The organism is Maribacter zhoushanensis (genome assembly GCF_029350975.1).
Lineage (GTDB): Bacteria > Bacteroidota > Bacteroidia > Flavobacteriales > Flavobacteriaceae > Maribacter > Maribacter zhoushanensis.
Genome location: NZ_JARKMR010000001.1, coordinates 1,324,834 through 1,339,065, shown reverse-complemented (window position 1 = coordinate 1,339,065; position 14,232 = coordinate 1,324,834). Strand labels below are relative to the sequence as shown.

Annotated in this window: 16 protein-coding genes; 8 read left to right on the top strand and 8 right to left on the bottom strand. The window is 34.3% G+C overall.

What is annotated here, in order from left to right; translation table 11 throughout:
- Nucleotides 1-30 precede the first annotated feature (30 nt).
- Nucleotides 31-1,398, bottom strand: a complete 1,368-nt coding sequence (locus tag PXD56_RS05745; protein WP_276492361.1) for an MATE family efflux transporter — start codon at nt 1,396-1,398, stop codon at nt 31-33.
- Between the two features lie 325 nt (nt 1,399-1,723).
- Between PXD56_RS05745 and PXD56_RS05740 the strand changes: the two genes are divergently transcribed.
- Complete coding sequence (locus PXD56_RS05740; RefSeq protein ID WP_276492360.1) at nt 1,724-2,128, top strand: response regulator; 405 nt, start codon at nt 1,724-1,726, stop codon at nt 2,126-2,128.
- 3 nt (nt 2,129-2,131) lie between these two features.
- Here PXD56_RS05740 and mazG read toward each other — a convergent pair whose 3' ends face one another.
- Entirely contained in the window at nt 2,132-2,908 is a 777-nt protein-coding gene (gene mazG, locus PXD56_RS05735; protein WP_276492359.1) for a nucleoside triphosphate pyrophosphohydrolase, read from the bottom strand.
- 158 nt (nt 2,909-3,066) lie between these two features.
- On the opposite strand from mazG, the gene PXD56_RS05730 reads away from it, so the two are divergent.
- From PXD56_RS05730 to PXD56_RS05705, 6 genes are all read left to right on the top strand, one after another.
- Nucleotides 3,067-3,900 (top strand): sugar phosphate isomerase/epimerase family protein, encoded by an 834-nt coding sequence (locus PXD56_RS05730; protein WP_276492358.1) that lies wholly within the window; start codon nt 3,067-3,069, stop codon nt 3,898-3,900.
- A 9-nt stretch (nt 3,901-3,909) separates the two neighbouring features.
- Nucleotides 3,910-4,812, top strand: coding sequence for an SMP-30/gluconolactonase/LRE family protein (locus PXD56_RS05725; RefSeq protein WP_276492357.1), 903 nt, complete (start codon nt 3,910-3,912; stop codon nt 4,810-4,812).
- A gap of 179 nt (nt 4,813-4,991) precedes the next feature.
- Nucleotides 4,992-5,753 carry an MIP/aquaporin family protein gene (locus tag PXD56_RS05720; RefSeq protein ID WP_276492517.1) on the top strand — a complete coding sequence of 254 codons (762 nt, stop codon included), beginning with the start codon at nt 4,992-4,994 and terminating at the stop codon, nt 5,751-5,753.
- Nucleotides 5,754-5,763: 10 nt separating this feature from the next.
- Nucleotides 5,764-6,639, top strand: coding sequence for an alpha/beta hydrolase (locus PXD56_RS05715; RefSeq protein WP_276492356.1), 876 nt, complete (start codon nt 5,764-5,766; stop codon nt 6,637-6,639).
- Nucleotides 6,640-6,649: 10 nt separating this feature from the next.
- Nucleotides 6,650-7,333: an SGNH/GDSL hydrolase family protein gene (locus PXD56_RS05710; protein WP_276492355.1), complete on the top strand. Its 684-nt coding sequence runs from the start codon at nt 6,650-6,652 to the stop codon at nt 7,331-7,333.
- Between the two features lie 5 nt (nt 7,334-7,338).
- Nucleotides 7,339-8,952: a family 20 glycosylhydrolase gene (locus PXD56_RS05705; RefSeq protein ID WP_276492354.1), complete on the top strand. Its 1,614-nt coding sequence runs from the start codon at nt 7,339-7,341 to the stop codon at nt 8,950-8,952.
- Nucleotides 8,953-9,003: 51 nt separating this feature from the next.
- Here PXD56_RS05705 and PXD56_RS05700 read toward each other — a convergent pair whose 3' ends face one another.
- The 5 genes from PXD56_RS05700 to ruvX all read right to left on the bottom strand — a co-directional run bounded on the left by PXD56_RS05700 (nt 9,004) and on the right by ruvX (nt 12,218).
- On the bottom strand, nt 9,004-9,390 hold the full coding sequence (locus tag PXD56_RS05700; RefSeq protein ID WP_276492353.1) for a response regulator: 387 nt from the start codon (nt 9,388-9,390) through the stop codon (nt 9,004-9,006).
- Nucleotides 9,391-9,416: 26 nt separating this feature from the next.
- A complete protein-coding gene (locus PXD56_RS05695; RefSeq protein ID WP_276492352.1) occupies nt 9,417-10,505 on the bottom strand; it encodes a PAS domain-containing sensor histidine kinase in 1,089 nt (362 codons plus the stop codon).
- 220 nt (nt 10,506-10,725) lie between these two features.
- Nucleotides 10,726-11,154 carry a DUF5606 family protein gene (locus PXD56_RS05690; RefSeq protein ID WP_276492351.1) on the bottom strand — a complete coding sequence of 143 codons (429 nt, stop codon included), beginning with the start codon at nt 11,152-11,154 and terminating at the stop codon, nt 10,726-10,728.
- Between the two features lie 62 nt (nt 11,155-11,216).
- Nucleotides 11,217-11,807, bottom strand: a complete 591-nt coding sequence (gene def, locus PXD56_RS05685) for a peptide deformylase (protein ID WP_276492350.1) — start codon at nt 11,805-11,807, stop codon at nt 11,217-11,219.
- Nucleotides 11,808-12,218 (bottom strand): Holliday junction resolvase RuvX, encoded by a 411-nt coding sequence (gene ruvX / locus PXD56_RS05680; protein WP_276492349.1) that lies wholly within the window; start codon nt 12,216-12,218, stop codon nt 11,808-11,810. It abuts the gene before it with no gap.
- A gap of 99 nt (nt 12,219-12,317) precedes the next feature.
- Here ruvX and PXD56_RS05675 point away from each other — a divergent pair, with 99 nt between their 5' ends.
- Entirely contained in the window at nt 12,318-13,133 is an 816-nt protein-coding gene (locus PXD56_RS05675; RefSeq protein ID WP_276492348.1) for a 2,3,4,5-tetrahydropyridine-2,6-dicarboxylate N-succinyltransferase, read from the top strand.
- A gap of 3 nt (nt 13,134-13,136) precedes the next feature.
- On the opposite strand, the gene PXD56_RS05670 is transcribed toward PXD56_RS05675, so the two are convergent.
- Nucleotides 13,137-14,171, bottom strand: coding sequence for a glycosyltransferase (locus PXD56_RS05670; RefSeq protein WP_276492347.1), 1,035 nt, complete (start codon nt 14,169-14,171; stop codon nt 13,137-13,139).
- Between the last annotated feature and the right edge of the window lie 61 nt (nt 14,172-14,232).

Below are 14,232 nucleotides of genomic sequence, written 5' to 3'. Positions count from 1 at the left end.
AAAAAACTACCGATACTGGTTAAAACACCTTTATGCGGCAATTAGTTTTTTAGTTAAATAATTAAATCGAATATACAACATAATAGCCGATGCCGTTAGTCCTGTAAGCAAACCAATCCAGATTCCTGTACTTTTTAAATCTGTATGCAGACATAAATAATAACTAACGGGAAAACCTATAAGCCAATATGATATAAATGTAATCAAGGTTGGTATTTTAACATCTTGCAAACCACGTAAAGCACCTAATACTACTACCTGTACTCCATCAGAAATTTGGAAGAATGCAGCAACCAATAATAATTCTGCGGCAATAACCAGCACTTCGGTATTATCGGCAAAGTTGGTCATATCTTCAATATCTAAATATAAAGAAGGAAACCAATGTCTACCTATTAAGAATAAAGCCGCAAAAAGGATTTCCAATAAAAAGGTTAGAAAAAATATGGATTGCGCAATACGCCTTAACTCTTTAAAATTAGCCAAGCCTTTTTGGTTTCCCACTCTGATCATGGCAGTAACACCAAGCCCCATACCGAACATAAAGGTCATACTACTTAAGTTCAATGCTATTTGGTTTGCGGCTTGGGCATTCTTACCTAATACACCACTTAGCCATACTGCCGACGTGAAAATACCGACTTCAAAAAACATTTGTAATGAAGAAGGAAATCCTAATTCAATAATTTTCTTCATTACCGCTTTCTCAATTTTTGCAAAATTGAATCCGGTGACATAGTACTTGAACTTCTCTTTGGTTTTAAGAATAAACCAAAGGTATATTACCATAAAGAATCTTGAAACTAGAGTACCAATAGCGGCACCTACAATACCCATTTCCGGAAAGCCAAAAGTTCCAAAAATCAAAAGATAGTTTAAAACAATATTTATAACATTGGCTACTATGGTAGCATACATGGGGTATTTGGTTTGGGACAAACCTTCTGAAAACTGCTTAAAAGCCTGGAAAACAATTAATGGCACCAATGAAAAAGCAACCAAATCTAAATAAGGCAATGCCAACTCCACCACCTCTATTGGCTGTTTCATGGCATACATAATAGGTTTTGCCAATAAAATGAGTCCAAATAATGTCAAACCTAAAACAGTGCATAATAGTAACCCATGTTTTAGAGCACTTTTTGCATTCTCCTTAAGTCCCGCCCCGTCTGCTTCTGCAACCAACGGAGTAATTGCAGTTGAAAATCCTATACCTAAAGACATGGCAATAAAAACAAAACTATTACCTAAAGATACCGCAGCCAATTCTGCAGTACCTAATTGACCCACCATAATATTGTCTGCCAATTGTACAAAAGTATGACCCAACATTCCTAAAATAACAGGAACGGAGAGCTTAATATTATAACGAAATTCTTTGGTGTAATTCTTAAACAAAACCTAAACTAAAATTTTGTCAAAGGTACCGTTAATTGAACAATTTCTGTTCGGTAAAATTAAGGATATATGAATATTGTAAAACTCATTAAAAGACACTTTTTTCAATTTCAAACTTTCATTTAATTAAAAAAAATCTTCGCCTTCAATAGTAAAATATAATGCTAACAAATTGTAAAGCATCATTTTAAGCACATATCAAATGACTTTAAAAGTTTAAAATTTAATAGTGTACACCATTAATCTACTAAACTATAGCCTAAAAAAATACTAATACGTGGTAGCCGGTCGTTATGAATACTAAACACACCAATCACCATTGACTATGAACCAAAATCCATTGGTTTGGATTATCGACGATGACGATATATCTAAATATGTAATAAAGCGTTATCTAAATCAATTAGCGGTAACAAAGATTATCGATTTTCCTGATTCAGTTCAACCATTAAAATTAATACAGGACAATCACAATTCTTTAGATGAATTGCCAGACATCATCTTTCTAGATTTACATATGCCTATTTTAAACGGTTTTGATTTTATTAAGGATTTTAAGGCGATTGCACCAAAAATCGATAAGAAAATTAACATTGTAATGCTTACATCTTCTATTAATGCTGAAGATGTTGATCAGGCTAAAACATTTCCTGAAATATCTGATTATTTCATTAAACCTATTAAACACAGAGATTTAGCCAGAATCATGAATATAGAATTAAAACAGTAATAATTATTCTTTAGTTTTAGCTTCGTTCCAATACACATCCATTTCTTCTAAAGACATATCACTCATATCTTTTCCTACTTCCTTTGCCTTTGTTTCAAGATACTGAAAGCGTTTAATGAATTTCTTATTGGTACGCTCTAATGCGTTTTCAGGATTTACCCCCAAAAATCTTGCGTAATTAATCATAGAAAAAAGAACATCGCCAAATTCGGCTTCAATTTTCTCCTTATTTCCAGCTTCAACTTCAACTTGTAACTCTCCAAGCTCTTCTTGTACTTTTTCAAAAACTTGTTGTGGTTCTTCCCAATCAAAACCAACACCGGACACCTTGTCTTGAATTCTATTAGCTTTCACCAAAGCAGGTAAACTTCTAGGTACACCTTCTAAAACACTCTTTTTGCCTTCTTTTAATTTAATCTGTTCCCAGTTTCTTTTTACGTCTTCAGCATCAATAACCTTAACATCACCATAAATATGCGGATGCCTATTCACTAATTTGTCGCATATAGCATTGGCAACATCCGCAATGTCAAAATCATTGGTTTCTGAGCCAATTTTAGCATAAAAGATAATGTGTAGCAATACATCACCCAATTCCATCTTAACTTCATTAAGATCGTTATCTAAAATAGCATCACCTAGCTCATACGTTTCTTCAATAGTTAAATGCCTTAACGATTGCATGGTCTGTTTTTTATCCCAAGGACATTGCTCTCGCAACTCGTCCATAATGGTCAACAATCTATCTAAAGCCTCCAATTGTTCCTTTCTGCTATTCATAAATGGTGTTTTTACAAAAGTACACAACCACAGATTGCCTCGCTAAAAATCCTGTTTTGTTTTCGTACATTTAAACATAAAAATTATAGAATCTTTTGCATCACTCAAGCAATCATTAAAAATAAAATCACCTTTCTAAATACAACAACAACACAACGATGAAAACACGAAGACACTTTTTAAAAAAAGCAGGACTATTTAGTGCCGCCACCTTACTTATGCCCAAAGTTAGTTTGGCCTCAACCAACAATTCAGGTTATGGTGTGCAGCTTTATTCTTTTAGAGACGGAATGCTAGCAGATCCAATTAAGACTTTAGAGCAAATTGCTAGCTTAGGTTTTAAAGAGATAGAAAGTGCGGGTTCAAATAAAGGATACTACTATGGCTTATCACCTAAAGAAATGGCTAGTACATGCAAAGCTTTGGGCATGTCATTAACCAGTGGACATGTACACTTAGATGATGAGTTTGAACAAACAATGGAAAACGCCGTTGCTTCTGGACAAGAGTACCTCATATGTTCATCATTGCCATCTACAGGACAAACTGTAGATAACTACAAGAAAGTAGCAGAACAATTTAATATAGCTGGCGAAGCATGCAAAAAGCGAGGTCTAAAATTTGGCTATCACAATCATGAATACGAATTTGAATCTGAAAACGGAGAAGTACTTTATGATGTACTTATGGATAATACCGAAAAAGACCTTGTGCATATGGAGCTAGATTTGGGCTGGGTAGTAGTTGCCGGTAAAACTCCACTTCATTACTTTGAGAAATATCCCGGCAGATTCCCGCTTTGGCATTTAAAGGATATGGATATGCATGAAAAAGTAAGCACAGAATTTGGAAAAGGAGCACTTGATGTACCTTTAATGCTTAAGTTAAAAGAACTTTCTGGAGTAGAACATATTTACATTGAACAAGAGGAATATGCCCATACGCCTTTTGAGAGTATGCAACATAACATGAATTACTTAAAGAACTTATAAACGAACATAATGGAAACCTACCATAAATTCTTTAGTGTATTTATCTTAGCACTACTTGCTTTTGGCTGTAAAGCACAGCAACTACCATTAATACAAAATGATGCAATACTGATTCAAATTTCTAACGAATACAGTTTTACAGAAGGTCCAGCTTCTGATAAACAAGGCAATGTCTATTTTACAGATCAGCCAAACGATAAAATCATAAAGTGGAATGCAACTGACAATTCTTTAAGTGTATTTAAAGAACCAGCAGGCAGAGCTAACGGCTTGTACTTTGACCAAGATGAAAATCTACTGGCTGCAGCCGATGAAAAAAATGAGTTATGGCTTATTGATAAAAATGGTAAAGTTGACACCTTAATAACTAATTACGAAGGCAAAAAACTGAACGGACCTAATGATATATGGGTAGACTTAAAAGGAGGCATCTACTTTACAGACCCTTACTATCAAAGAGAATATTGGACCAGAACCGAAGCAGAAATCGTTGACAAAAATGTTTACTACATAGCACCTGAAACGAAAGAAGTAACTATAGTGGCATCAGAATTTGTGCAACCAAATGGCATTATTGGAACTCCTGACGGTAAAACACTTTACATTGCGGATATTGGCGATAAGAAAACATATTCTTATTCCGTTCAAGAGAATGGAACCTTAAGCAATCGTAAACTATTTACAAATATGGGTTCTGATGGTATGACGATAGATAATAAAGGAAATATCTATTTAACAGGCGAAGGGGTGACCATCTTCAATTCTAAGGGAGAATTTTTACAGAACATACCTGTTCATGAAAACTGGACAGCAAATGTAACTTTTGGCGGTAAAAATCAGGACGTATTGTTTATTACGGCTATGGGATCTGTATATACCCTACAAATGAATGTTCATGGTGTTAGGTATTAGAAGAAGCACCTAATTATTGAGCATATAATTTCACTTTATCATTTATTTAAACTGCATATCACTTTCAATTCGTGGGATGATGAAATTCGCGAAGCGTTGATATTCACATAATTCCGCGTCATAAATTATCAATAACACAACAAAGCCTTTTAAATATTCATAATTCCTCGATTTTAATTATCTTAAACGACTTAAAATCCAACCAAACTATGATTACGTATATTTTTGAATTTATTGGAACTGCAATGTTAATTCTAATCGGTAACGGCATTGTTGCCAATATTGTTTTAAAAGAAACAAAAGGAGCCGATGCCGGGTGGACAGGCATTTCTTTAGCCTGGGGTATTGCAGTATTTATAGGTGTGTTTATTTCCGCCGATGCCAGTGGTGCTCACTTAAACCCTGCCGTAACCGTTGCGCTTGCCGTTGCTGGCAAATTCTCATGGGCATTGGTACCGGGCTATGTTGTAGCGCAAATTTTAGGTGCCATGATGGGTAACTTTTTGGTATGGCTCAATTATAAAAAACAATATGAAGCTACGGAAGATACCGATGCTATTTTAGCAACCTTCTCCACTTCACCAGCAATTAAAAGTCCGTTCTGGAACTTGATGACCGAAATCATCGGTGCTTTTGCACTTGTTTTTGGGGTATTCTACATTGCCGGTGGTAGCATGGGCGACAGTGCTGTATCTTTAGGTTCTTTAGACGCACTACCAGTAGCTTTATTAGTAATGGGTATTGGTTTTGGTTTGGGCGGGCCAACAGGTTACGCCATTAACCCTGCTCGTGACTTTGGTCCGCGTTTGTTACATGCCATCCTTCCTATAAAAAATAAAGGAAATAGTAATTGGGGCTATGCTTGGGTTCCAATTGTTGGTCCTATAATTGGCGGGGTTTTGGCTGCTCTCTTATACATGTTTATTGAAACCATGCAATAAAATAAAGAAAATGAAGCATCTTATACTACTTACCTGTATTTTTATATCTATGAATGTACTTGCCCAAAAATTGGTTGACCTACCTTATGAAAAAAGTGCCAATGTAACATGGTCTACAGCAGAACGAGAATATTACTCTGACATTTGGGAAAATGAAGTGGTCACCAATGTCTCTGTACCTAGACTAGAAGTTTTTGAAGCGGACACACCAAACGGAACTAGTGTAATTGTTGCACCAGGTGGCGGACTTTATGGCTTAAGTATTGAGAGTGAAGGTAGGGCTGTTGCCAAGTGGCTTAACAAACAAGGTATAACCGCTTTTGTGTTAAAATACAGACTAGTGCCTACTGGCATTGATGGTATTAAAGAAATTACGGATGAAGCCGCTACCAACCCTGCAAAAATTGGAGAACGAGTTACTCCCGTCTTACCACTTTCTGTTGCTGATGGTCTTGCCGCAATTACCTATGTAAGAACAAATGCAAATGAAATAAAATTAGATCCTAACAAAATTGGGTTTATGGGCTTTTCAGCAGGTGGTGCAGTTACCATGGGTGTTACTTTTAACTATACCGAAGCAAATAAACCAAACTTCATAGTACCCGTTTATCCTTGGATGACAGTTATGGGCGAATATACCGTACCACAAGATGCACCGCCAATGTTGGTAATCTGTGCTTCTGATGATCCATTAGGATTGGCTAAACCAAGTGCAGATTTATATTCTGCCTGGTTAACAAACGGCAAGATAACCGGTATGCATATGTACTCTAAAGGTGGACATGGATTTGGAATGAAAAAACAAAATCTACCTTCTGACAATTGGATAGCTAGATTTCACGAATGGGCATTGACGGAAGAATTTACCGAAGCTGCAAAAAAATAATAACATGTTTATGATATCACCTCTTTCAAATAGCTTAATAAAAACAGAAATACTAACCTTTTTTGCGGTGATAGTTTCACTATCAAGCTTTGCACAAACAGAAAATGTATTTACAAACGAGGTAAAAGATATCACCGCTAAATATGACAGCATTTGGGACTCAAGTAAAGAGACCATTGTTTTTACAGGAAGTTCAAGCGTACGGTTGTGGCGCAAATTGGAGGAAGAGTTTCCAAACCATCAAATTGTAAATAGTGGTTTTGGAGGTTCACAAGCATCAGATCTATTACTATTTACGGATGAATTAATATTATCCTACAATCCAAAAAAGGTATTTATTTACGAAGGAGATAATGATTTATGGTCCAATAAGAGACCAAAAAGTGTTCTTGATACCACAACAGAGATCATCCGTCGAATAAAAGAGAAAAATCCATTGACCCAAGTTATTTTAATATCTGCTAAGCCAAGTATAAGCCGATGGAAAATCAGAAATAAATATAAAAGGTTAAATAGAAAAATGGACCGTTTTGCAAAAAATGATCCTAATCTATTTTATGTAGACGTTTGGAAACCAATGTTGAACAAACGAAAGTTAAAAACCGATATATTTATTGAAGACGGACTTCACATGAACCAAAAAGGTTACGATATTTGGTATGAAGCCATGAAAGATTTAGTAAACCAACCCTAATTAACATGATAAAGACCTTTTGTATTCGAAGTCTATTTTTTGCAAGCTTAATAGTACTGTTCATAGCTTGTACCGAAGAAAAAAAAGAACGAATTGCAATGCCGGCGACAGACCTGTCTAAAGCAAGTTTAATACCAAAGCCTTTAAAGACAATACCCACAAATTCCGCTTTTGCCTTAGATCAGTTTACTGCAATCTACACTTCTAAAAATGCCACTGATTTTGAAGAAGTAGGTACGTTTTTAGCAGATAAATTAAAAGACAAAATTAATCTTACTATTCCCGTAAACACTGAAGGCGCCAATACGGTAGAAAGAGTAATTTACATTAACCAAAGCGATAGCACAGATTTAGAAACGCCAGAGGCTTATCAGTTATATATTAATCAAGATTCTATTATCATTAATTCTAACACCGCTGAAGGTGCTTTTAGAGGTATACAGACACTAAGACAATTGGTACCCTTAGAAAGTAACGATACTTTAGCCTTACAGAAAATATGGCCGGTACCATCAGGTAAGATTATTGACAATCCTAACTTTGCATATAGAGGTTCTATGTTAGATGTGGCGCGTCACTTTTTCAGCGTAGAAGATGTAAAAAAATATATAGACCTATTATCATATTATAAAATCAATGTCTTACACCTACATTTAAGTGATGATCAGGGCTGGAGAATTGAAATTAAATCTTGGCCCAAACTAACAGAAGTTGGCGGTAGCACAGAAGTTGGCGGCGAATCTGGCGGGTTTTACACTCAAGAAGATTATAAAGAAATTGTACGTTATGCAGCGCAAAGATACATGACCATTATCCCTGAGATTGATATGCCCGGTCATACCAATGCGGCATCCGTTTCTTATCCCTTCCTTAACGGAAATGGAAAGACCCCTAAATTATATGAAGGTATGCGTGTTGGTTTCAGCACATTTGACACTCATAAGGATACGGTCTATACTTTTATAGACGATGTAGTTAGAGAAATTTCTGCCATAACACCAGGACCTTATTTTCACGTTGGTGGTGATGAAAGCCATGTAACTAAAAAGAAAGACTATATATACTTCATCAATAAGGTTGAAAAAATAGTACAGAAGCATGGTAAACGCATGATTGGTTGGGATGAAGTTGCTATAGCAAATGTAGATTCTACTTCAATTTCGCAATGGTGGGCAAGTGAAGAGAATGCTAAAAAAGCGGTAGACAAAGGAATGCAAATCATAGTTTCACCCGCTAAAAAAGCTTATTTAGATATGGAATATGACACCTTATCTAAATTTGGACTTCATTGGGCAGCATATATACCTGTAGATACGGCATATATTTGGACGCCTGAAGAATACGGAATTCCTATGGAAAATATTCTAGGTGTAGAAGCTCCACTTTGGTCTGAAACAATTAGTAATATAGATGAGCTTGAATATTTGGCTTTTCCTAGAATTATTGGTTATTCTGAATTAAGTTGGAGTATTAAAGAGAATAGAGATTGGGACAACTATAAAAAAAGGCTAGCAGAGCAAGCTCCTTTTCTTGACCGTATGAACGTAAAATACTACCCTTCTAAACTCATAGATTGGAAAAAAAGTGATTACACTTACAAAACCATTAGTAAAGATTAATCCTTAAAAAAACGCTAAAAAAAGCTTTGATTGAAATCAATCAAGGCTTTTTTATGAATCAACAGATTTTGAATTTACCTTAGATATTATAGAATTCAATTCTTTAAAGTTTAATGGTTTTTCTAAATACTCCATTACATTTTCAAAGGTTCTTACTCTTGCTACGTCATCTTCTCTAGATGAAGAAGTTGCTATTATAACAGGTACATTGGTACAAAAGTTTAACTTTTTAGTAGCTTCCAAAAAATCCCACCCATCTAATACAGGCATGTTAATATCAAGGATAATGACATCTGGACAGTTGTTATTTTTCAAATATTCTAAACCTTCTTGCCCGTTCAATGCTATGGAAATGTTTTTATATCCAAATTTCTCAAGGTTGGTCTTTGCTATGAAGTTGGTTACTTCATCATCTTCTATTAATAATATTTTGATCATGGTATTTAGTTTTATTAATGTTTATATTAAAATATGATAGTTATTTCAGTTCCTTTATTTACTTGACTTTTTACCTGTATACTGCCCCCATTGTCATTAATTATAGAGTTAGTAATATATAAGCCTATACCCAGCCCGTCTACATGAGTATGCATTCGTTTAAACAGTGTAAAAATCTTATCGGACAAATCTTGATCAAAACCAAGACCATTATCCCTAAAAACTAGCTGTGTTTTACCTTTTACAATCTTGGTTTCAACCTTAATACTCAATTTTCTTTTAGGATGTCTGTACTTTAAGGAGTTAGACATTAGGCTATCTAAGATACTCGTTAATTGAGCTTGGTTATATCGTATTTGAGGACAACTAGAAAAGTCTTCTTTTATAATTGTTCTACATTCTATAATTTCTTTAGAATGCATACTCTTTATATTACTCATAGCATCTGAGAAACTAATATCTTCTTTGGTACCATTAAAGCTAGACTTTATAGCAATAACCATATTCAAAGCTCTAATTTTATCGCACATTACTTGAGCAACCGTACTTAGCTTATCTACTAGCGGATCCATACTATCGGTAGCAGGGTTTACATCCTTCATCATATGAACTAAACTCTTTAAGTTGGTAAGAGGAGCCCTTAAATCATGAGCGGCAACATAGGAGAATTCTTCTAACTCTTGATTCTTCTTTTTTAAATTTTTATTGACTTTAGTTAATGATGCCTGGGTTTTCTTTAATTTTTCGATTGTACCTATAACATGGGTAACATCTAGTGTAGTTATACCTAAATAGTTACCTATTTTAAAAGCTTTGGACATAAATTTACTTTCTGCAAATTCACCTTTGAACAACAATTCATCAAAACCAATACTAACACCAGTGTCAATAACATTTCTGTAAGCATCGTATCTTTCTGTATCCTTTAGATATGGAAACACATCTAGTATGTTCTTACCAATGAAGCTTTCTTTTTCAATACCCATGGTAGAAACAGCTGCTTCATTTACATCTACAAAATCCATGTCCTTATTTAAAATTACAAAAGGTGAATATGCCTTATCATAAAAAGCACTTTTTAATTCACATTCAATTTCATAATCACTTACATTCATATCAATAAAATTTTGTTTGTATTATAATTCTTACCGCAAATTTGCAGCATTATAAAACTTATTTTTATCAAATAATGATGTATGAAAGAAAGGTGTCGGTGAAAGACTAAAAACTATAGATGAGCAACTTAAGCGCTTTGTAGAAAGCGCTTTACCTTAAGGTTTTAAACAAAAAAAAGCCCAAAAAGGGCTTTTTAAATATAATACTGTGTAAGAAGATCTATTCTTCGCCAGCGGCTTCTTCAGTTTCTACCTCTTCAGCAGAAAAATCAGTTATATTATTATCAGTTAATATATTGTACCACTGAATTACTTTTTTAATATCACTCACATACACACGATCTTCGTCATAGTTTGGTAATACCTCAAAAAAGTATTCTTCTAATTTAATTTTCTCTTCTTTGTGCCCTATAGATGTTTTACCACCATTTTCCTTTTCCTGTATCTTTTTAAATACATCTCTTAACGGCACTTCTTCTTCTAAGGTATAAATTGCAATCTCAGACAATACACTAACACTACTACGTAAACTTACCGTAATTCTTTTACCGTCTAATAAAGACTCTGCAACAAAGCCAGTTCTGGTTTGTGTAATTAGTTTGTACAAACCTGGTTTTCCTGCAACGGATAAAATTTTCTCTAACCCCATAAACTCTTTTAAAATTTTAAAGTGGACAAATATTACACTTTTCTATTAATAATAAAGGCATTTTAACGTCCTTTTTTCATCGCAGGAAATTTCATACGATAGTCTACGTTTATCTTTCCTTTAGAAATATTGGTTAATCTACCCTTTAACATTCTCTTTTTTAAAGCTGATAATTTATCTGTAAACAACACTCCTTCTATATGATCATATTCATGTTGAATAACGCGAGCCAAAAGACCATCAAAAGTTTCTACGTGCTCTTTAAAATTCTCATCTAAATAAGTAATTTTAATAGTACCTTTTCTACTTATATCTTCGCGAACATCTGGTATACTAAGGCAACCTTCATTAAATGCCCATTCATCACCAGTTTCTTCTTCAATGGTAGCATTGATAAAAACTCGTTTAAAACCATCTAATTGTTTTTGCTCATCTTCAGTTAAATCCTCATCACCTGAAAAAGGGGTAGTATCAACTAAAAATATACGAATTGGTAGCCCTATTTGTGGAGCAGCAAGACCTACACCACTAGCATTATACATGGTTTCCCACATGTTAGCAATCAAATCATTCAGTTTTGGATAATCTTTATCAATATCATCCGCTACTTTTCTTAATACGGGATCACCGTACGCAATAATGGGTAAAATCATTTATACTGTTTTTAAAAAATCTTGTAAAATAATCGTTGCACTGATTTCGTCTATAAGTGCCTTGTTCTTTCTTTGTTTCTTCTTCAACCCGCTATCTAACATTGTTTGAAAAGCCATTTTAGATGTAAAACGCTCATCATGCCTTTTAATGGGAATTGTTGGAAATTTCTCTGCCAATTTTACTAAAAATGGTGCAATATGCACTTCAGATTCAGAAGCGGTATTATCCATTTGCTTGGGTTCACCTACTACTATAACATCAACATTTTCGCGAGGAATATAGTCAGATAAATATGTAAAGATTTCAGGAGTATTGACAGTAGTTAAACCAAATGCTATCATTTTCATATCATCGGTAACTGCTAGTCCAATACGTTTTTCCCCATAGTCAATTGCAAGAATCTTTCCCAAACTAAATTTTTGGCAAAAATAAAGGATAATTTGTTATATGTGCCCTTGCGCTCGGGTAATTACTGTACTTCAACTTATATTTGAGAAAATTTTATGAAAATGACAGAATTAAGAGCTCAAATAGAAAAAGCATGGGACAATAGAGACCTTTTAAAAGAGTCTGCTACCCAAGATAGCATAAGAGAAGTTGTAAACCTTTTAGATTTAGGAGAATTAAGATGCGCCGAGCCAACAGCAGACGGATGGCAGATCAATGAATGGGTAAAGAAAGCAGTAGTAATGTATTTCCCTATTCAAAAAATGGAAACTTTAGAAGCAGGGATTTTTGAGTACCATGATAAAATGCCGTTAAAGAGAGGATACAAGGAAAAAGGAATTCGTGTTGTACCAAATGCTGTTGCAAGACATGGAGCATTTATTTCTGCAGGTACTATTTTAATGCCTAGCTATGTAAATATTGGCGCCTATGTAGATGAAGGTACAATGGTAGATACTTGGGCAACTGTAGGCAGTTGTGCACAAATTGGCAAAAACGTTCACCTTAGTGGCGGTGTTGGCATTGGCGGTGTTCTTGAACCCTTGCAAGCTTCACCAGTTATCATAGAAGATGGAGCTTTTATTGGTTCTCGCTGTATAGTTGTTGAAGGTGTTAGAGTTGAAAAAGAAGCTGTTTTAGGTGCTAATGTAGTATTAACAATGAGTACTAAAATAATTGATGTTACAGGCGAAACTCCCGTAGAAACAAAAGGTGTTGTACCTGCACGATCAGTAGTGATACCTGGTAGTTACACCAAAAAATTCCCAGCTGGCGAATTTCAGGTACCATGTGCATTGATTATTGGAAAAAGAAAGGAAAGCACGAACAAAAAGACTTCTTTGAACGATGCACTTAGAGAGTATGATGTAGCGGTTTAAATATTAAACCAATTCAATTACTTTGCCGATAGCTTGAGAAAGGTAATGACCAGTAGCAACTTTTGTCTTTACCTTTTCTACATTAGATATCATTTTAGCATAATCATTTGAATCTAGGTTTGCTAGAACAGCATCAAGTTCATCTAAAGAATTTAAGGTTATACCTATTTGTTCTTTTTCTATGAATTTAGCAATAGCAGCTTTTTTCCAAACAATTACCGGTAATCCGCATAAGAGATATAAAGATGTCTTATGCGGATTATTATATAAAAGATATTTACCGAAATCTCCTGAACACTCATTTAAGGCATTACCGTTCCAAATTAAACCAAATGATCCTTCTATTTTATCAATTACTTCATCTGGTGAAAAAACACCTTGATAATCGAGAATAGAATTCGTTTTTTCCGCATCTGCAGCATTGAAACCATTACCATACAATTTCAATTTATAATTTGATGGATTAAGGCTATCCATACTATATAGAAATTCACTTTTTTCTTTTCCTAATCCACCTGCAAAGACCACATCATATGGAGTGTTAATTGTTGCGTGTTTATTACTTGAATGTATATAATCAAATAACTCTAAACTTACTAATTGTGCCGTACAACCATTCTCTTGAAACCACTTTTTCATAGATTCATTATGTATGATGATAAAATCGGCTTTATTAAATTTTGCCATTTCACCTTTCAAATCTTTCGACTTCCCCATTAAAAATTTCACATCGTGTATGATAATAATTAACGTACATTTCTTTAAAGCAACAATGTTGGTGATATAGCCAAAAAACTTACTTAAAGGATATTGCATACAAAACACTGACTTTCTTGGCAACCTTATTAACCCTTTTGTTATACCGAAAAAACTAATTACAGCCCCTAATGCAGAACTAGGATGGTTACTTTGCTTAAAGCCTAAATTCTTGAATCCATTTTTTTCAAGAACCGTTTCACAATCCATCTTAGGCTTAGAAGCTGCATTCTTTGAAAATTTATAATTTCTAGAAATAAAGTAGAGATTATTTGAATTCATATAGTTTTATTTACGCTATTCGGTCTGCAATTTTAACTATTTTAAAACAGAAACAGAGATT